Below are 18,027 nucleotides of genomic sequence, written 5' to 3' on the forward strand. Positions count from 1 at the left end.
CGGCTTGGGAACGATCAAAGCCCATGGTGGTGCCGGGTGGGAAGTGGCTCGGTAACCCCCGGAAACGCTGCGAAACAGCCCGAAACGGGGCGAAATGTTGGGCCATTCCCGGCAATCGAAAGACACAAAGACGCCGGATTGACCGCGATGAAGAAGTACGACGGCCGGGCCCGCAACGAGTGGCGCGGACCGTCGTCGGGCGTTCATACTGCGGGACCCGACAGTCATATGGGGTTTAGTTCGTATTGATCCTCACAACCGGGCGGATTTCTTCGCCGTGTGACCCGCTGGCCGGATACGGTAGATACATGACGTCTAGCATCGCCGCCGAATCCATTCGGCCAACCCGCAACATTCCCGCCGACATTGCCCGTTCGTGGCTCCTTGTGAACGCCATGAAAACGGAGCTCTTTGACGAATCCGCGGGTTCGCGGGCAGACGCCATCATCCTTGACATCGAAGACGCTGTTGACCCTTCCCAGAAGGACGCCGCCCGCGAAAACGTCGTGAACTGGCTGACCGCCGGTGGCCAGGCCTGGGTCCGCATCAATGACGCCACCAGCAAGTTCTGGGCCGACGACCTCGCTGGCCTGCGCGGAACACCGGGTCTGCTCGGCGTCATGCTGGCCAAGACCGAATCCGCTGACCAGGTGACCGAGTCCTTCCACCGCATGGACGGTAAGACCCCCGTGATCCCGTTGGTGGAGTCGGCCCTCGGCATCGAGGAAGCCAACCACATCGCCAAGGCGCAGGGTGCTTTCCGGCTCGCGTTCGGCTCCGGCGACTTCCGCCGCGATACGGGCATGGCGGCCACCCCGGAGGCCATGGCCTACCCACGGGCCAAGCTCGTGGTCGCCAGCCGCGTGGGCAACCTCCCCGGCCCTATTGATGGGCCCACCGTCGGCACCAACCACCCCATTTTGCGTGAGCAGACGGGCATCACCGTGACCATGGGCATGACGGGCAAGCTATGCCTGGCCATCGACCAGACCACTGTGATCAATGAGGTCATCAGCCCCACGCCGTCGGATGTCGCGTGGGCAACTGACTTCATGCACGACTTCGAGGCCAACGGCCGTGTTATCCGTGATGGATCCGACCTCCCGCGCCTGGGCCGGGCAGAGAAGATCATGAAGCTCGCGGTGGCTTTTGGAGTCCAGCCCTCCCTGTAGACCACTCCATCCACGTCCTTTTCGCGAGGGGCGGGTTCTCGGCTGAAAAAGTGCGTCAAAGGCGCGAGAGCTAACCCCTCGCGGGGCGCCGGTAGACTTGGACGGTGTTGAACGAATTCTGGGCCACGGCCCCTGTTGCCTATAAAGTGCTGGTCTTCAGCGCAATGGGGCTCATCGCCGTCGGGCTTGTCCTCTCCATTGTGGGAAACACCTCCGGTAACCAAGGCATGGCATTGGCTTCCCTTCCGGTCATCGGCGTCGGGCTGCTATTGCACGTGGGCGGTTTGGTGGTCCGCGGCCAGCAAATCCGCAAGACCTACAAGAAGTAGGGTTGGTGCATGAGTATCAATCCGGACTTGCAGGGCCGCAGCTACCCTGCCGCAGAGGTATATGACGTCGGCCGCGAAAAGATTCGTGAGTTCGCCCAAGCTGTGAAGGCCACCAACCCGGCCCACTTCGATCTCGAGGCAGCCAAGGCGCTCGGCCACAAGGACCTCGTAGCACCGCCAACATTCGCCATCATTGTTGCCCAGCGTGCCGACGCCCAACTGGTGCAGGACCCTGATGCCGGCATCGACTTTTCCCGCGTGGTCCACGCTGACCAGCGGTTTACCCACCATCGTGCCATCGTGGCCGGCGACCGGCTCGTGGCCGAACTGCACGTCGACGGCGTCCGGGCCATGGGTGGCGGGGCCATGATCACCACGCGCTCCGAGATTTCCACCGTTGAGGGCGAAAAGGTGGCCACCACCACCTCATCCATCCTGGTCCGAGGAGAGGGACAGTAACCATGAGCCCCACATTCGAAGAACTCACAGTCGGCCAGGAAATCGGCAGCCGCAGCATCGACGTTACCCGCCAGGACCTGGTCAAATACGCAGGAGCATCGGGGGACTTCAACCCCATTCACTGGAACGAGGCGTTCGCCACTTCAGTGGAACTGCCGGGCGTCATTGCCCACGGCATGTTCACCATGGGTGCCGCTGTGCAACTGGTGAGCGACTGGGCAGGCGACCCTGCCGCCGTCGTCGATTACCAGACCCGGTTCACCAAGCCTGTCCTCGTTACTGACACCACCGGGACCAGCGAAGCGGGTGCGGTCATCGACGTCACAGCTACGGTGGGGGCGCTCGACGCCGAAGCCCGCACCGCGCGCATCGATCTGACAGTCATGGCTGCGGGCCAGAAAGTACTGATGAAGTCGCAGGCGATCGTGAAGGTTGCGTCAGCCAACTGACGACGTAGCCCGGACGGATGGACTTGGACTTGTGCACGGCGGAGTTCCGTCAGCGCGGCCCCGGACTGCCCGTTAGGCTTAACAGGTGACTCAGACCCTGCTTTCCGAATTGACCACGGCCGCCGTTGGTGGGCCCGCAAGCAAGTTCGTGCTGGCCCGGACCGAGGCCGAGATTATCGACGCCGTGCGGTCTGCAGATGCCGCGGGCGAGAAACTCCTGATCATCGGCGGCGGCTCCAACCTGCTGATCTCGGATGAGGGATACCCGGGCACCGTGGTGCAGATTGCGTCCGAAGGCGTCGAGGTCAATTCGGAGGATAGCTGCGGCGGGGCTTCGGTCGTGGTCCAGGCAGGACACAACTGGGACGCCTTGGTTGAGTACACAGTGCTTCATGCTTGGTCCGGTCTGGAAGCGTTATCCGGGATACCGGGTGCTACCGGGGCCACGCCTGTTCAGAACGTGGGCGCATACGGCGCTGACGTGTCGCAGACCATCGCCGCCGTGCGGACGTGGGATCGGGACAGCAATGCCATCCGGACCTTCACCAATTCCGAACTCAAGTTCGGGTATCGCGATTCCATCCTGAAGCAGACCACCATTGATGGCTCGCCACGATTCGTTGTGCTGACGGTGGAGTTCCAGTTGGCTTTGGGAAGGATGAGCGCGCCCGTCCGTTACGCCGAACTGGCGCGGGTTCTTGGTGTCGAGGTCGGCAAAAGGGCTTATTCCAACGACGTGCGGCGGGCGGTCCTGCGGCTGCGTGCGTCCAAAGGAATGGTCCTGGACCCGGCCGACCGCGACACCTATTCAACGGGTTCGTTCTTCACCAATCCCATCGTGCCGGCCGAACAAGCTGCGCATTTGCCGGAAAACGCGCCCAAGTATCCCGCAGGTTCCGACGGGCTGGTGAAACTCTCCGCTGCGTGGCTGATTGATCAGGCAGGGTTCGGGAAGGGCTTCGGTTTGGAAGAATCCAGCGTCACCGGAGGCAGGGCCTCCCTCTCCACGAAACACACCTTGGCCATCACCAACCGCGGCTCGGCGTCGACGGCGGACATGCTGGCAATCGCGCGCGAAGTGCGGGCCGGCGTCGTGGATCGGTTTGGCATTGAGCTGCACCCCGAGCCGCTGCTGATCGGCGTCGAACTCTAGCGGCCCTCGAACGCCGTTACGCTGGTGCGCTAGCGGGCCCGGCGTTCGGCGATCGGCAACACCTTGTTCAGCAAAAGGAACGTGAGGCCGCAGCTGACGGAGCCCAAGAGGAAGATCTGGCTGAACGCAATGCTTTGTGGTGACGGTCCGCTGGGCATGAAAAGCCCGGCCATCGCGAATCCGACCAAACCCAACAGCATGACCACCGAGCCCAAAAGGAAGCTCCGGACCTGCGCTGCGGCGGCCGGATAGAACCACGGCTCGGGGGAAGCGCTGTCCCGGTCGGCCATGGGCTGGCTGAGGGCCGCGGTGCCAATGAGAAGCGCAGCAGACGCAGTCGCGACGAGGCTGGCGGTCTGGATCGCCTGCATCGAGGCAGACAGGCTGACACCCGTCCCGACCGCAACGATCAGTCCCATGCCAAGCCCGACGACGGTGCAGAGCCAGCCCGCGGCTGCCAGCCACCGGCTGAGAGGCCGCACCTGCGGAGCTAGGTCACCAAAAAGCATTCCCTCATCCTATGAGGCTGTGCTGGAAGGCCGCTGTGAGACGCGGCAAGGTTGGCTGTAGATGCTAGGGCCTTAGGATGGAGCATGCCTCCTGCCTCCAGCAGCTTGACTCCCCGGGTCATGGGCCGTTTGCGGCTCGTGAGCCACGGCCTGTTGGCTGACGGTTCCCGACCCGTTCCGGACGCCGTCCGATGGATGGCATGCATCCAAGCGCAGGACCTTGGTTCCGCCCTGTGGGCCGTGGGCCAGCGCTCTCGCGGCACCACGGCGTCGGACGTTCGTGCGGCCTTGGATAGCGGAGCTGTGGTGCGTTCCTGGCCGATGCGCGGGACACTGCATCTGCTCGCCCCCGAGGACCTCCGCTGGATACTTGCCATCACCAGTGGCCGGCTCATGAAAGTAGTAGCAGGGCGGCACCGGGAGCTGGACATCACGCCCGAGGACATCAGTCACTGCCGGGACATCGCCTTCAAGACCTGCGAAGCCCTCAAGGCCGGCGATGGCACCCCCGGCGCCACCCGCGAGCAGCTTTTCGCCGCCTTTGAGGACGCCGGCCAGATCACCAAGGCCCAGCGCGGCATCCATTTGGTGGCGAGCCTGTGCCAGCGGGCTTGGCTGGTCCAAGGACCCATGGCCGCCAGCGGGAAGCCGGGCAACGGGAAGCCGGGCGCGCAGCAACTGTTCGTGCCTTTCGATGACTGGATTCCCAATTCCAGGAGCCTCGGGCGTGAAGAAGGGATAGCTGAACTCATGTTCCGCTACTTCCGCAGCCACGGCCCCGCGACGGTGCGCGACTTTTCCTGGTGGAGCCAAGTGCCGCTCACGGAGGCCCGCGGGGCGCTCACCGTGATACGGGAGCAACTGGTGGAGTTGCCCTTCGAGGGCACCAGTTATTGGCTTTCTCCGGAAGTCGCGCAATTGCTCGACGACGGCGTCCCCGGCTCACGCACGTTGCTGGCACTTCCTGGGTTCGACGAATTCCTCCTCGGGTACCAGGACCGGAGCTTGGTCCTGGTACCCGAATATGCAGGCCTGGTGGTGCCGGGGAACAACGGCATCTTCAGGCGCATGATCGTCTCCGGAGGAGAAGTGGTGGGGACATGGTCCAGGACGGTCACCGGCAAAACGGTCAGCGCAACTCCAGAGCCTTTCACCGGGAAACTCAGTCCGGCTGCACAACGTTCCTTCGAGGCCCAGGGCCGCGCTTATGTGAGGTTCATGGCCGGCTGAGACCCCGATGGCCCGCTGCCGGGTACTAGTCCTTGGTGTTGAAGGCGGCGTCGAAGCTGGTTTGTGAGGCGGGGAAGTCGAATTTTTTGAGGGCGGCGAGGGCTTCGGGTGCTCCGTGGAGGCGGTCCATGCCGGCGTCTTCCCATTCGATGCTGATGGGCCCGTTGTAGCCGATCGCGGTGAGGGCGCGGAAGGAGGATTCCCAGGGGACGTCGCCGCGTCCGGCGGAGACGAAGTCCCAGCCGCGGCGGGGGTCGCCCCAGGGCAGGTGGGAGCCCAGGACGGTGTTGCGGCCGGTGGGGCGGAGCTTGGTGTCTTTGCAGTCCACGTGGTAGATCCGGTCTTTGAAGTCCCAGATGAAGGAGACGGGGTCGATGCCTTGCCACATCATGTGGGAGGGGTCCCAGTTCAGGCCGAACGCTTCCCGGTGGCCGATCGCTTCGAGGGTCCGGACGGTGGTCCAGTAGTCGTAGGCGATCTCGCTGGGGTGGACTTCGTGGGCGAAGCGGACCCCGTTTTCGTCGAAGACGTCCAGGATGGGGTTCCAGCGGTCCGCGAAGTCCTGGTAGCCGGCGTCGATGACTTTTTCGGGGACGGGCGGGAACATGGCGACGTACTGCCAGATCGCGGAACCGGTGAACCCGACCACGGTATCCACGCCCAGGGCGCGGGCGAGCCGGGCGGTGTGTTTCATTTCTTCGGCGGCGCGTTGGCGGACGCCTTCTGGTTCCCCGTCGCCCCACACGCGGGAGCCGACGATCGCTTCGTGGCGGAAGTCGATCGGGTCATCGCAGACGGCTTGGCCTTTGAGGTGGTTGGAGATGGCCCAGACCTTCAGGTTGTACTTTTCCAGGATCGCGAGTTTGGATTCGACGTAGCCGGGTTCATCCCAGCGCCAGGCGTCCAGGTGGTCCCCGGAGACGGCGATCTCCAAGCCGTCATAACCCCAGCCCGAGGCCAGGCGTGCGACTTCCTCGAAAGGCAGATCGGCCCACTGACCGGTAAACAAGGTATACGGGCGGCTTTGTTGGTTTGTCATGGTCTCTCTTCCGATGGGTGCAGCCTACGCTGCAGCGTAAGCGATGACGTTCTCTCTGGTTGCCTCAGCTTTGTCCAGTTCCGCCACGACCCTGCCCGCCCTCATGACCATTACCCGGTCGGAGAGTTCGAGGAGTTCCGGGAGTTCGCTCGAGATGACGAGCACCGCGACCCCCTTGCGTGCCAGCTGCTCAATGAGGCGGTGGATCTCGGCTTTCGCACCGATATCAATGCCTTTGGTTGGCTCATCCAGGATCAGTACTTTTGGATTGCTGGCCAGGCAGCGGGCGATGATGACCTTCTGCTGGTTTCCGCCGGACAGGGACTGGATCGGCGTTTCTGTCGAAGGGGTCCGCACATCGAGTTCCGCGACGTACTTTCCGACCATCTTCTTTTCGTGGCGGAGCTTCAGTACGCCCCATCGACTGACCTGCTTCAGGAGCGTGAGCGTGGTGTTTTCCCGGATGGACAGCATCGGGATGATCGCCTGCAACTTGCGCTCCTCGGGAACCAGTGCGATTCCCGCCGCGATCCCCGCCGTGGCACTGTGAAGCCGAAGCTTCCGGCCATCCATCTCCACGATTCCGGCGTCGGCCTTGTCGGCGCCATAGATGCAGCGCGCCACCTCAGTCCGGCCGGCGCCCACGAGTCCGGCCAAGCCGACGATCTCGCCGGCGTGGAGCCGCAGGTCCACATCCGCGAAAGCTCCTGCCCGGCTCAGTCCACGCGCTTCGAGGACAAGATCGCCGCGTTCGCGGGGAATATGCTCGTACAGATCGACGTCCTTGCCGACCATGAGCTGCACCACTGAGCGGGCGTCCAGCTGGTCCGCCGGGACGGAGGATGCGACGGTCTTGCCCTCACGGATCACGGTGATCTTGTCGGCGAGCGTGAACACTTCCTCCAGCTTGTGGGACACGTACAGGATGGCCAACCCGTTGGAACGGAGCTCGTTGACCAGCTTGTAGAGTTTCTCGACGTCGTGCTCGGTGAGGGCGGTGGTGGGTTCGTCCATGATGATCACCCTGGCATCCTGGGCAATGGCACGGGCGATTTCCACCATCTGGCCATCGACCGTGGACAGGGCCAGCGCCGGGGTGTCGAGCTTCAGGTGCGGGGCGACTTGGTCGAGTGCTTTCCGGGCGCGTTTGTGGATCTCGCGCCGGGAGAGGAATCCTTTGTGGCCGCCCCAATTGCCGAGAAGGATGTTCTCGGCCACGGAGAGGTCCGGCACGAGGTTGTGCTCTTGGTAGATGGTGGCGATGCCAGCGGCCTTGGAAGCCACAGTGCTGGCCTGCATGAGTTGGCCGTCGACGTACACCCCGCCTTCATCAGGGGTGTAAAAGCCGCTCAGTGTCTTGATCAGCGTCGATTTTCCGGCGCCGTTTTCGCCGACAACGCAGTGCACCTCTCCGGCATGAAGCTCAAAGTTCATGCCGGAGAGGGCTACGACGCCTGGAAACATTTTGACAAGGTTGCGTGCTTCGACGATGGCCGGAGCACCTTCGGGCGTCTTGGTCACGGCAGTTCCCTCCTCAGGAACGTGAGTCCGTCACGGGCCAGTGCGTCCATGGACGGCGCTACGGGGCGCCACAGGGATACAGCTTTGGCGATTTCCTCGACGGTGGGTAGGAAGGACTCCACGACGATGGAGCCCTGGTAATCGATCGACTTCAGCGCATCAAAGGTCTCTGACCACGGAACGTGGCCACTCCCGGGCGTTCCGCGGTCGTTCTCGGAAACCTGGAAATGGAAAACCTTGTCACCTGCCGCCATGATGGCTTCACCGATGTGCTTCTCTTCGATGTTCATGTGGAAGGTGTCCAGCATCAGTCCGACGTTGTCCCGGCCGATAAGTTCGCATAGCTGCAGCCCTTGTTCGACGGTGTTGACCAGGTCGGTTTCGAAGCGGTTGAGCGGTTCGATGGCGAGGCTGACGCCGCGTTCGGCCGCGTAGTCCGCGACTTCCCGGAGGCTTTCAGCTGCCCATTGGCGCTGCTGGCCGCGTTCCTCCGGCGGAAGAAGCCGGGCCTTGCCTGTGGCGGAGTACATCGGACCAGCCACGTGTGGGGATCCGACCGCCTGGGCGATGTCCACGCACTGCTTCAGGTAGTCGATGCCCAGCTGCCGCTTCCCGGGCTCCTCGTGGGAGACGTCCCGATCCGGTCCGAACGCCCCGCAGATGGACACGGGCAGTCCCGTGCGCTCGGAGGCTTCCTTGAGGGCGGCGGCGCTGACCACGGCGGGATCTTCAATGCAGACCTCGATCAGGTCGTAGCCCATCTCCTTGGCGACGTCGAACTGGTCGACGTCCTGGTCGGTGAAGGGCGACACCAGAATGAAAGTGCTGATGCCGAATTCGTACTTACTCATTGGGCCACAGCTCCTGTTCCAGTTTCTTCATTTCATTGATGGCCTTTTCGGTGTACGGATCCAGGAACTCGAGGTGGCCGCCGCGTGCCATCATCGCGAAGGGGTTGGAGGCGGCGGGAAGGAGCTCAAAGGTCAGGTAGCCATCGAATTCGATGTCCTTCAACGCTTGCAGTGTCGGACGGAAATCGATGTGTCCTACGCCTGGGGCGGCCCGGTTTGAGTCGGCCAGGTGGACGTGGTTGACCTTGCTGCCGGCGCGGGTGAAGGCGCCGTGGATGCTGTCTTCCTCGATGTTCATGTGGAACAGGTCGCCGTGGACACCGGCGTTCGTGAGGCCGGTCGCGTCCAAGAGCTCCGTCGCGCGGTCGAGGCGGTTAAGGAAGTGCGTCTCGTAGCGGTTCCACGGTTCGAGGGTGATGTTGATGCCCACGCTTGCGGCGTATTCGCCCAGAGCGCGGACGTTCTCCACTGCCCATTCCCATTCCTGTTCGTCGCTGGCCAAAGCCTCCGTCTTGCCGACGGGGGACGGTCCGACGATGATGGTCGGAGCGCCGACTCCAGCGGCGAAGTCCGCGACGGACTTGCCGTAGTCCAGGGCCTTCTGCCGGTTCGCGGCACTGGGGTTGATCAGGTCGCGTTCCTCGCCGAACCAGATGCTGCAGATGGAGCTGACATCGATGCCGGCATCCTTGGTCAGTTTGTTGATTTCTTCGACGTCGTGGGTTGCCGGTTCTCCGACGAGTTCGATGGCGTCGTAGCCGTAGCGGGCCACGCGGTCGATTCCCTTGGCGATTTCTTCCTGGTAGTAAACGATCGCGTTATAGGAATACTTGAAGCGGGACACTTATTTCTCCTTGGTGTGAGGTACGTGCTGGTACTGCTTCGGGCTGGACAATGGTGCCTGGCCCTGCTTTCGATGAGGCGGAAGGGCCTAGTTCTTGAAGATGTTTCCCCAGAGCTTGGGGTCATCAACGTTTGCTTTGGTGATGAGCTGGGTGTCGGTCAGCTGGGTCTTGGGAACCTGCTTTCCGTCCAGGATGTCGACCTCGGCCTGGAGGGCGAGGGCTCCCATGGTGAAGGGGTTCTGGTCCATGGTGGCGTCCTGAACGCCCTTACGGATCCGGTCCAAGGCCAAAGGCGTGCCGTCTACGCCCACGAGCGGGATGTGGCCGGCCGATCCTACAGGGGCCGCCTTGTTGATCTGCGAAAGGCCGGAAACGACGCCACGGACCATTTCATCGTTGTGGCTAAACAGGCCCGTGATGTTCGGGTCCGAGGTGAAGTTGTCCACCGTCAGGGACAGGGCGTTGTCAGCTGTCCACTGAGCGTCGCGGGAGATCACCTTGATGTCGGGGGATTCCTTGATGCCCTCGGTGAAGCCCTGACCGCGAAGGATTGCGTGGTACGCGCCCTTGGCTCCCTGGTATTCGAGTACCGTTCCTTTGTTCCCCATCAGCTTGGCCAGTTCCTCCGCGCCAAGCTTCCCGGCTTTCTTGTTATCGAAAGCGACGGCGGCATCGGCCACATCACCGGGAATTACCGAGTCCACCGTGGTGACGGTCTTTCCGGCGTCGTGAATCATCTGAACCCCGGGAGCGAGCTCTGAGGAGTTGTTGGGGCTAAGGACGATGCCGTCGACGCCCTTGGCCAGCTGATCCTGGATCTGGCTGATCTGGGTGCTGGAATCACCCTTGGCATCCAGGAGTGTCACGTCTACATTGAGTTCTTTGGCTTTGTCCTTGATGCCCTGTCCCAGGGCGACCATGAATTCAAAGCTCTGGCTGTAGAGCAGCACCGCGATCTTCTTCGGCTTGGCTCCGCCGCTGGCGCCCTGCGGAGCTGAGGCGGCGGACGCGCCGCAACCGCTGAGGGCGATCGTGGCGGCGGAGACTGCCGCGAGGACGGCCAATTTGGGTGAGGTCTTCATTGACTTGCTCTTTCTGTTGGTTTTACTTCGAGGGATACACCGGAGGTATGACTTCGGCGTCGTACGGAGGAGGCTAGGCAGGCGTCCCGGCGGTCTGGCCTTGCCCGGGCTCAGTGACCGTGGGGCTCAGGGTTTTTTGCCCAGCGTCGGTTGGTGGTCCGATTTTGCGTTTCCTCGAGAGGTTCCGCTTGACGTACTTGTAGCGGTAGACGTCCAGTGCGGCGGCAGCGAAGATGACAACGCCTTGGACGATCTTGTCGTAGGAGGACGGGATGCCCAGGAGGTTCACGGCGTTGGAGACCATGGCAATCAGCAAGACTCCCAGGAGCGTGCCCTTGATGTTGCCCTGGCCGCCAAAGAGGCTCGTACCACCGATGACGACGGCCGCAATAATGGTCAGTTCGATGCCGTCCCCGGCGCGGGGGCTGCCCGAGGCCAGGCGGCCGGTGAGCAGGAGGCCCGCCATTCCGGCAGAGAGACCGGCAATGACATAGGCGTTCATGGTCACCCGGTCCACCCGTATACCGGCCAGGAGCGCGGCTTCTTTATTGCCGCCGACGGCGTAAATGGACCGCCCGTAGGTGGTGCGGGTCAGCGCCAGGTGTGCCAGGTAGGCAAGCAACAGGACTGCGGGGATGAGCAAAGGGACACCGGCGATTTTTGCGCTCACCATGTTGGTCAGGAGTTTCGGAACCGGGGTGATGTTGCCGCCGTCGGTGTAGGCGAAGGCGATGCCGGATCCGGCTGAGAGGGTGGCGAGCGTGGCAATCAGCGGCGAGATGCCCAGTTTGGTGACCATCAGGCCGTTGAGGGCGCCCACTACTCCTCCGACAACCAAACCGGTAAGGAGGCCGACTTCGGCGGGCATGTTCATCTTCACGACGACACCCATGGACAACACGGAGGCCAAGGCCGCCGTGGAGCCTACCGAGACGTCGATGCCGCCGGTCAGGATCACGAACGTCATGCCGATGGCGAAGACGCCCAGGATGGTGCACTGGTAGAGCAGGTTGACCAGGTTCACCGGGGTTAGGAACACCGGGCTCAGGAAGGTCAGCAGTACACCGAAAAGCACGACGACGACGAGCAGGCCCTGCGCGCCGATGAAGCTGCCAACACCGGAAAGCTTGGATTGTGGCTGCATGGTTGTTTCTCCAGTCATTTCGACACTTCCTCGGGTCGGAAAGTGCTAGTTGCTGCCGAAGAGTTCGGCGTTGGTCTTCAGGGGGACCGGTGCCCCGTCCTGGCGGGCGGAGTCGGCAGTGGCCATGACCAGCTGCAGGCTCTGGATGTTGTCTGTGACGTCCGTTTCGGCGTTTTGGCCGGTTTCGATGGCGTCGCGGAACGCGGCAAGCGTTCCCAGACGCTCCTCGACGGGCAGCGGATCCAGGTCGACGTGCATGACGCCGGAGCGTTCCACCGCACCGGCGAGGAAGACAGTGTCGAACAGCGAGGCGAAGTTGATGGTGACCTCATTGTTCTTCCAGGTGATGGTGCCCTTGCTGCCCTGAATTTCCCAGTCCCCGTCCCAGCTGGTCTGCGGGCCGTAAGAGCTCCAGGAGCCGGTGTAGACGACCCTCGCACCGTTGTCACAGTCGAACTGCACGACGGCGGAGGCGTTGCCCTTGAACCGGGAGGTGGAAGTGTTCCATGAGCGTGCACGCACGGAGGTGGGTTCCAGGCCGACGATGCCGCGAAGCTGGTCCAGGTGATGGATCATCGCATCGACGATCAGGGGCTCGTCCATCTCAAGCCGGAACCCCTCGAAAGGCGGGTTCTTCTTGTAGTCGATGAACACCTGTTCCAGATCGCCGATCACGCCGTCGCTGATGAGGCGCTGCACGGTCCGTGCCGCGCGCTTGAAGCGGTAGTTCTGGGAAACCATCGCCTGCTTGCCGGACTTTTCGGCTGCGGCGATGATACGGATGCCGTCCTCGAGGTTGTGTGCGAGGGGCTTCTCGATCAGCGTGTGCACGCCGGCTTCGAGGGCCGGGATGGCCACTGCCGCGTGGTATTCGGGCGGAACGATGACCAGGACGGCGTCGAAGGATTCCTTGTGCTCGAGGGCTTCCTGGATATTCGCGTAAGCGGGAATTCCGTATTGTTCCCCGGCTGCGCGGGCGGCGTCCGGATTGACGTCGACGACGCCGGCGAGTTCCCAGCTTTCGCTGTGGTGGATGACGTTCAGCCATGAGGCGCCCCATGCGCCGAGGCCTACTTGGATGATTTTCATTGCTGGACTCCTTCTAGTTGGTGCACACTGGGGACTTCGATCCACTGGCCGCTGGCGCTGGAATCGAGAATCCCCTCGGTGAGGACGGCTGCCCTGAGGCCGTCCCGGAATGTAGGCAGGCCGGCAGGGGTGCGGCCGGCGATGGCGCTGTAGGTATCTGCGACGAACGCGTTGAACGCATCCTGGTAACCTTGCGGATGCCCTGCCGGCAGGACACTGAACCGTGCAGCTTCCGGGCTGAGCGCGTCCGGGTCGCGGACAAGCAACTGGGATCCTGACCTTTTGCCAAGCCACAGTGTTTCGGGTGCTTCCTGGTCGAACTGGACGGTGCTCTCGGAACCGGAAATCTCGATCATCAGACGGTTCTTCCGTCCGGGAGCGACCTGGCTCACCAGCAGATTTCCCACCGTGCCGTTCTCGGTCGCGAAGACAGCGGCAACGAGGTCCTCGGTCTGGACGTCCTTGTGGTTCGCCCGGCCTGAGAAGAGGGTGCGACTAAGTGCACCGACCCGCGTTATCCGTTCCCCGCTCACGAATTCGAGGAGGTCGCACAGGTGCGACCCGATATCGGCGAACGCCCGCGACGGGCCACCGATCCCGGCGTCGACCCGCCAGTTATCGTCATCGCGGGACAGTAGCCAGTCCTGGAGATAAGACCCCTGGATGGAAGAAATCCGTCCGGTCTGGCCACGTGCAATGCGTTCGCGGGCTTCGCGGACCATTGGGTGGAACCGGTAGACGAAGGGAACAGTGGCAACCGTTCCGGCCTGAGCGGCAAGCTCCACCAAACGGGAGGCATCCTGGACATTGGTGGCCAGGGGCTTTTCGCAGACAACGTGCTTGCCTGCCTTGAGCGCCGCTTCAGCCACGGCCACGTGCGTTGCGTTCGGGGTGCAGACATGGACGACGTCGATCGTGTCGTCGTCCAGCATGTCCTGGACGGAAGCGTATGCCTGCTCCACGCCGAGTCGATCCTTGGCACGGGCTGCACTTGCAGGGCTCGAGGACGAGATACCGGCGATGTAGGCACCTGCGGCACGGGCGGCTCGGCTATGGACTTCAGCCATGAACCCGCCGCCGACGAACCCGGCCCGTAACCGGGAAGGGGCTTTGAGAGTTCTGTCGTTTTCCATGCCGAAACAGTGACATGCACGACATGGCTTTGGTTCGTGAGCAGCAAAAGTCTTCACTTTCTGATGCTCTCGGCGGTGGATTGCACACCGATCTTGCACTATTTGATGCTGCGGCCTTCGGTGAGTGGACGGGGACGCTCGGGCGCCTTGACACTGGTGAAGACGAGGACTCCTCCCGGGGCCCGTGGGCGTGATGCGTTGAGACCTCACGGTCACCCTTCACTTCTTAAGAACCCCGAAACGGAGAAACATGGACAACGGCGGTGCGGGCGAACTTTTGCGCATCCTGCGGGACGGGCGCCCGCGGACCAGGGCTGACCTGGCCGCGATATCGGGCTTGGGGCGGGCAGCCATCAGCGCCCGCATCGAGGTGCTCCTGGAGGTTGGGCTGATTGTCCCGGTGTCGGATGCGGCGTCCACGGGCGGCCGCCCCTCGGCGCGACTCGCATTCAACCCCGGCGCAGGACTGGCCGCTGCCGCCGACTTGGGCGCCACGCATGCGACCGTGGCGCTTACGGACCTGTCAGGAAGGATCCTCCTGGAAACCACCGAAGGACTCGAGATTTCGCGTGGACCGGAGGATGTCCTGGATTGGCTGGTGATGACGTTGCAGGATCAGCTGGAAACGATGGGTCGGCCGGGGTCGGACGTTGTCGCCGTTGGCATCGGACTGCCCGGGCCTGTTGAACACTCCACCGGAAAGCCGAACAGCCCCCCGATCATGCCCGGATGGGACGGATTCGATGTCCCCGGTTACGTTCAGCAGACCTTTGACATGCCCGTTCTCGTGGATAACGATGTCAACATCATGGCCCTCGGCGAGCGGGCGACACACTGGCCCGATGAGGACAACATGATCTTCCTCAAGGTCGCCACCGGCATCGGCTCGGGCGTTATTAGCGGAGGAGTGCTTCAGCGGGGCGCCGCAGGAGTCGCTGGGGACGTCGGACATATTGCCGTTTCGAATGCCGCGGGAATTCCGTGCCGTTGCGGCCAAACTGCCTGTCTGGAGGCCATCGCAGGCGCGCCGGCGGTGGCCGCCGGACTCCGCGAGGGTGGAGTCGAAGCAATAACGGCAAGCGACATCGTCTCGCTCGTCCGTTCCGGGGATTTGACTGCTATCAAAGGCGTCCGGCAGGCTGGCCGCGACATCGGGGAAATGCTGAACATGTGCGTGAGCCTCATCAATCCTTCCCTGATTGTGATCGGCGGATCGCTTGCACAATCCGGGGAACACCTGATCGCCGGAATCCGCGAGATGGTCTACGCGCGCTCAACGCCGTTGGCTACCCAGCACCTGAATATCATCCAATCCAAGATCGGCCCGGATGCTGGCATCGTAGGGGCCAGCATCCTGGCCATCGAGCACGCCCTCGCTCCTCAACGGGTCAACGAATTGACGGTTGCGCTGCAGCCCGGCGGACACCGCAACACGTTCTTGCCGGACATGGACCACATCACCCGGGCGTCTTAGCGGCTCCACTCGTTGGCCGCATCGAGGCACGAATCAAAACGTTCACAGCTAATCACAGCTAAAATAGACCCAACAGCTGGAGCCCTTCCCGGCCGGTTTTATGAGCCACCTCGTCCTCTTCCCAGACGTCTTGGCCGCTTCCGGGACCGCCAGGAAAGCTCAGCTGGTAAAGGAGGATGGCATGCCTCAATCTGCTTCCGAGGGCAACGGTCGTCTGCGACGATACACAGTGCCGGAAGGGCTTAGCCCCGAGGAGCGGTTCGAACACTGGCGAACGTGGTACGGCAATGCCGTCGAAACTCCGATGCGGTTGGAGAAGTCGGCGAACGCTGCTCCAGTGCTGTTCAGTCCGTCAGCCATCAGCTTCACCGGGCCAGGATTCAGCCTCATAGAAATGGTGAACGCCCCGGCGTTAGGCTCGTGGAAGTCGGATCCTGATACCAGGGACCTGCGCCTGGCCTACTTCAGGAAAGCCCCCGCACTGACCCTCGACCGCGACGGCGCACCGGAGCCGGTCTCCACGGGCGCGGTCAAGTTCGTCGACACCACGCTTGGCGGTAGTTTCGATGCGCCGGAGGGTTTTCATGCCTTGCAGATCAACATAGATCGCAGCGGTTTGGATCTCAGCGACGCCGCACTGGGCTCCCTGCTCCGCCTGCCTGACCTGGCGAAGCACCCGATCGTAGGTACTTTCGTGGTTCCTGCGCTGTTGAGTTGGAAGCGACCGGGCATTGACCGGGAGGCGCCCGGAACCGCGGAAATCCTCAGATCCATGATGGCGACGTTGGTGAGCTCGCTGCTCGAAACCCCGGTGGACCTGGAGGCACAGCAACCGGCCTTGAGGCGGGCGGTGAAGAAGTACCTGGACGCCAGCTTCAACAACCCGGAGCTGGATGTGGCCACGGTTGCCGAGAGGTTCAATCTCTCCCGTCGCTCGCTGTTCTACTTTTTCGAGAAGGAAGAATTCCACCTCGGTGAGCGCATACGCGCCTTGAGGACTCGCAAAGCGTTGGAGCTCCTCCTTCAAGCCGACACCCAAAAACTCACCTACTCAGACATTGCGGCCTCGTCCGGATTCACGAATGTGCAAAGCATGCGCCGTGCCGTGAAGGAATTTACCGGGATGAATGTGAGGGAAATCCACCGCTCCGAGACCGGGGTCCGGGTGGCGCTGCAACAGTTGCGTGAGTCGCTGATTCCCTGAGTCGCGGGGACCTTCAGCAACGGGTGAACTGATCAGTGTGTCGACTGAGTACTGTGTCGACTGAGTACTGTGTCTGCGAACGTCGAAAGCCCGCCGCTCAATTGCTGGACAGCAACAGAACAGCGGGCTGACGACGATGAAGCGGAAACCGCGGTTAGAGCTTGCCTGTCGCAATGTTGAGCATGCGGCGGAGCGGCTCGGCGGCACCCCAGAGGAGTTGATCGCCCACTGTGAAGGCGCTGATGTATTCAGGCCCCATCTCGAGCTTCCGGATCCGGCCCACCGGGATGTCCAAGGTGCCGGAAGCGGCGACAGGAGTCAGCTCGGCCATGGAGGCTTCCTTGGTGTTGGGAACCACCTTGGCCCACTCGTTGTCCTTGGCGAGGAGGTTCTCGATCTCCGTCACGGACAGGTCTTCACGGAGTTTGAGGGTGAGGGCCTGGGAGTGGGAGCGCATGGCTCCGATGCGGACACACAGGCCGTCCATGGCGATGTGTTCCTTGCCCGCGGTGCCTTTGCCGGTGCCAAGGATCTTGTTGGTCTCGACGCCCGCTTTCCACTCTTCCTTGGACTGGCCGTTGCCCAAGTCAGCGTCGATCCAAGGAATGAGGGAACCGGCCAGAGGAACGCCGAACTGCGTGGCGTCCACGCCGTTGCGCTGCGCGGCGAGTACTTTGCGGTCGATTTCAAGAATCGCGGACGCGGGATCATCCAGTTCGCTGCTGACCTCGTTGTTGAGCGTGCCGAACTGGTTCAGGAGCTCACGCATGTGGCGGGCACCGCCGCCGGAAGCAGCCTGGTAGGTCATGGAGGTGCCCCACTCCACCAGGTTGTTCTTGAACAGGCCGCCGAGGCCCATCAACATGCACGAAACCGTACAGTTGCCGCCGATGAAGTCCTTGACGCCGCCGGAAAGGCCGGCGTCGATGACGTCGCGGTTGATGGGGTCCAGCACGATGATGGAATCATCGCTCATGCGAAGCGTTGAGGCAGCATCGATCCAGAGGCCGTCCCAACCCCGGCTGCGCAGCTCGCCGTGGACCTGTTTGGTGTAGTCACCACCCTGGGCGGTAACAATAATCGGCAGCTTGGCAAGCGTCTCAATGTCAAACGCGTCCTGGAGGGTGCCGGCGTCGCCCTCGGTGGAGTTCAGGAACGAAGGGGAGGCACCTCCCGCGTTCGAGGTGGAGAAAAATACCGGGTTGATGTTGGCGAAGTCGTTCTCTTCCTGCATGCGTTGCGTCAGGACGGAACCGACCATGCCACGCCAACCGACCAGTCCAACGGACGGATTAGCTGCTGTAGTCATGCACCCAGTCTAAACTTTCGGAACCAGCCGCCGCT

18 protein-coding genes are annotated in these 18,027 nt (G+C 62.7%); 8 read left to right on the plus strand and 10 right to left on the minus strand.

Features of this window, described 5'->3' with window-relative positions:
* Positions 1–308 precede the first annotated feature (308 nt).
* The 5 genes from SB659_RS00105 to SB659_RS00125 all read left to right on the plus strand — a co-directional run bounded on the left by SB659_RS00105 (position 309) and on the right by SB659_RS00125 (position 3,562).
* Entirely contained in the window at positions 309–1,172 is an 864-nt protein-coding gene (locus SB659_RS00105; protein ID WP_284976324.1) for an HpcH/HpaI aldolase/citrate lyase family protein, read from the plus strand.
* A gap of 104 nt (positions 1,173–1,276) precedes the next feature.
* Positions 1,277–1,501 (plus strand): DUF3188 domain-containing protein, encoded by a 225-nt coding sequence (locus SB659_RS00110; protein ID WP_410549145.1) that lies wholly within the window; start codon positions 1,277–1,279, stop codon positions 1,499–1,501.
* A 9-nt stretch (positions 1,502–1,510) separates the two neighbouring features.
* Complete coding sequence (locus tag SB659_RS00115; RefSeq protein WP_410549146.1) at positions 1,511–1,960, plus strand: MaoC family dehydratase N-terminal domain-containing protein; 450 nt, start codon at positions 1,511–1,513, stop codon at positions 1,958–1,960.
* A 2-nt stretch (positions 1,961–1,962) separates the two neighbouring features.
* Positions 1,963–2,409 (plus strand): MaoC family dehydratase, encoded by a 447-nt coding sequence (locus SB659_RS00120; protein WP_410549147.1) that lies wholly within the window; start codon positions 1,963–1,965, stop codon positions 2,407–2,409.
* A gap of 85 nt (positions 2,410–2,494) precedes the next feature.
* Positions 2,495–3,562: a UDP-N-acetylmuramate dehydrogenase gene (locus tag SB659_RS00125; protein WP_284980285.1), complete on the plus strand. Its 1,068-nt coding sequence runs from the start codon at positions 2,495–2,497 to the stop codon at positions 3,560–3,562.
* A 29-nt stretch (positions 3,563–3,591) separates the two neighbouring features.
* On the opposite strand, the gene SB659_RS00130 is transcribed toward SB659_RS00125, so the two are convergent.
* A complete protein-coding gene (locus SB659_RS00130) occupies positions 3,592–4,071 on the minus strand; it encodes a hypothetical protein (protein WP_284980286.1) in 480 nt (159 codons plus the stop codon).
* Positions 4,072–4,155: 84 nt separating this feature from the next.
* On the opposite strand from SB659_RS00130, the gene SB659_RS00135 reads away from it, so the two are divergent.
* On the plus strand, positions 4,156–5,301 hold the full coding sequence (locus tag SB659_RS00135) for a winged helix DNA-binding domain-containing protein (protein WP_410549148.1): 1,146 nt from the start codon (positions 4,156–4,158) through the stop codon (positions 5,299–5,301).
* Positions 5,302–5,326: 25 nt separating this feature from the next.
* On the opposite strand, the gene SB659_RS00140 is transcribed toward SB659_RS00135, so the two are convergent.
* The 8 genes from SB659_RS00140 to SB659_RS00175 all read right to left on the minus strand — a co-directional run bounded on the left by SB659_RS00140 (position 5,327) and on the right by SB659_RS00175 (position 14,005).
* Positions 5,327–6,340, minus strand: coding sequence for a sugar phosphate isomerase/epimerase family protein (locus tag SB659_RS00140; protein WP_410549149.1), 1,014 nt, complete (start codon positions 6,338–6,340; stop codon positions 5,327–5,329).
* A 24-nt stretch (positions 6,341–6,364) separates the two neighbouring features.
* A complete protein-coding gene (locus tag SB659_RS00145; RefSeq protein WP_410549150.1) occupies positions 6,365–7,861 on the minus strand; it encodes a sugar ABC transporter ATP-binding protein in 1,497 nt (498 codons plus the stop codon).
* Positions 7,858–8,712, minus strand: coding sequence for a sugar phosphate isomerase/epimerase family protein (locus SB659_RS00150; RefSeq protein ID WP_410549151.1), 855 nt, complete (start codon positions 8,710–8,712; stop codon positions 7,858–7,860). The genes SB659_RS00145 and SB659_RS00150 overlap by 4 nt, the downstream gene beginning before the upstream one ends.
* A complete protein-coding gene (locus SB659_RS00155) occupies positions 8,705–9,556 on the minus strand; it encodes a TIM barrel protein (protein WP_410549152.1) in 852 nt (283 codons plus the stop codon). The genes SB659_RS00150 and SB659_RS00155 overlap by 8 nt, the downstream gene beginning before the upstream one ends.
* A gap of 87 nt (positions 9,557–9,643) precedes the next feature.
* Entirely contained in the window at positions 9,644–10,639 is a 996-nt protein-coding gene (locus tag SB659_RS00160) for a sugar ABC transporter substrate-binding protein (RefSeq protein ID WP_410549153.1), read from the minus strand.
* 73 nt (positions 10,640–10,712) lie between these two features.
* Positions 10,713–11,801, minus strand: coding sequence for an ABC transporter permease (locus SB659_RS00165; RefSeq protein WP_410549154.1), 1,089 nt, complete (start codon positions 11,799–11,801; stop codon positions 10,713–10,715).
* Positions 11,802–11,828: 27 nt separating this feature from the next.
* Positions 11,829–12,872 carry a Gfo/Idh/MocA family protein gene (locus tag SB659_RS00170; RefSeq protein ID WP_410549155.1) on the minus strand — a complete coding sequence of 348 codons (1,044 nt, stop codon included), beginning with the start codon at positions 12,870–12,872 and terminating at the stop codon, positions 11,829–11,831.
* Entirely contained in the window at positions 12,869–14,005 is a 1,137-nt protein-coding gene (locus tag SB659_RS00175; RefSeq protein ID WP_410549156.1) for a Gfo/Idh/MocA family protein, read from the minus strand. Before SB659_RS00175 ends, SB659_RS00170 begins: the two co-directional genes overlap by 4 nt.
* A 250-nt stretch (positions 14,006–14,255) precedes the next feature.
* On the opposite strand from SB659_RS00175, the gene SB659_RS00180 reads away from it, so the two are divergent.
* Both SB659_RS00180 and SB659_RS00185 read left to right on the plus strand, forming a co-directional pair.
* Positions 14,256–15,479 carry an ROK family protein gene (locus SB659_RS00180; RefSeq protein WP_410549157.1) on the plus strand — a complete coding sequence of 408 codons (1,224 nt, stop codon included), beginning with the start codon at positions 14,256–14,258 and terminating at the stop codon, positions 15,477–15,479.
* A gap of 181 nt (positions 15,480–15,660) precedes the next feature.
* Positions 15,661–16,683 (plus strand): helix-turn-helix domain-containing protein, encoded by a 1,023-nt coding sequence (locus SB659_RS00185; RefSeq protein ID WP_410549158.1) that lies wholly within the window; start codon positions 15,661–15,663, stop codon positions 16,681–16,683.
* A 154-nt stretch (positions 16,684–16,837) separates the two neighbouring features.
* On the opposite strand, the gene asd is transcribed toward SB659_RS00185, so the two are convergent.
* Positions 16,838–17,992 carry an aspartate-semialdehyde dehydrogenase gene (asd, locus tag SB659_RS00190; protein WP_284980288.1) on the minus strand — a complete coding sequence of 385 codons (1,155 nt, stop codon included), beginning with the start codon at positions 17,990–17,992 and terminating at the stop codon, positions 16,838–16,840.
* Positions 17,993–18,027: the final 35 nt, after the last annotated feature.

The organism is Arthrobacter sp. SIMBA_036, from assembly GCF_046535135.1.
Lineage (GTDB): Bacteria > Actinomycetota > Actinomycetes > Actinomycetales > Micrococcaceae > Arthrobacter.

Bases quoted from the DNA above. Each gene is read 5' to 3' on its own strand.
- SB659_RS00105 (WP_284976324.1), top strand. From the start codon at position 309: ATGACGTCTAGCATCGCCGCCGAATCCATTCGGCCAACCCGCAACATT.
- SB659_RS00115 (WP_410549146.1), top strand. From the start codon at position 1,511: ATGAGTATCAATCCGGACTTGCAGGGCCGCAGCTACCCTGCCGCAGAG.
- SB659_RS00120 (WP_410549147.1), top strand. From the start codon at position 1,963: ATGAGCCCCACATTCGAAGAACTCACAGTCGGCCAGGAAATCGGCAGC.
- SB659_RS00130 (WP_284980286.1), bottom strand. From the start codon at position 4,071: ATGCTTTTTGGTGACCTAGCTCCGCAGGTGCGGCCTCTCAGCCGGTGG.
- SB659_RS00135 (WP_410549148.1), top strand. From the start codon at position 4,156: ATGCCTCCTGCCTCCAGCAGCTTGACTCCCCGGGTCATGGGCCGTTTG.
- SB659_RS00140 (WP_410549149.1), bottom strand. From the start codon at position 6,340: ATGACAAACCAACAAAGCCGCCCGTATACCTTGTTTACCGGTCAGTGG.
- SB659_RS00150 (WP_410549151.1), bottom strand. From the start codon at position 8,712: ATGAGTAAGTACGAATTCGGCATCAGCACTTTCATTCTGGTGTCGCCC.
- SB659_RS00160 (WP_410549153.1), bottom strand. From the start codon at position 10,639: ATGAAGACCTCACCCAAATTGGCCGTCCTCGCGGCAGTCTCCGCCGCC.
- SB659_RS00165 (WP_410549154.1), bottom strand. From the start codon at position 11,801: ATGACTGGAGAAACAACCATGCAGCCACAATCCAAGCTTTCCGGTGTT.
- SB659_RS00170 (WP_410549155.1), bottom strand. From the start codon at position 12,872: ATGAAAATCATCCAAGTAGGCCTCGGCGCATGGGGCGCCTCATGGCTG.
- SB659_RS00175 (WP_410549156.1), bottom strand. From the start codon at position 14,005: ATGGAAAACGACAGAACTCTCAAAGCCCCTTCCCGGTTACGGGCCGGG.
- SB659_RS00180 (WP_410549157.1), top strand. From the start codon at position 14,256: ATGGACAACGGCGGTGCGGGCGAACTTTTGCGCATCCTGCGGGACGGG.
- SB659_RS00185 (WP_410549158.1), top strand. From the start codon at position 15,661: ATGCCTCAATCTGCTTCCGAGGGCAACGGTCGTCTGCGACGATACACA.
- asd (WP_284980288.1), bottom strand. From the start codon at position 17,992: ATGACTACAGCAGCTAATCCGTCCGTTGGACTGGTCGGTTGGCGTGGC.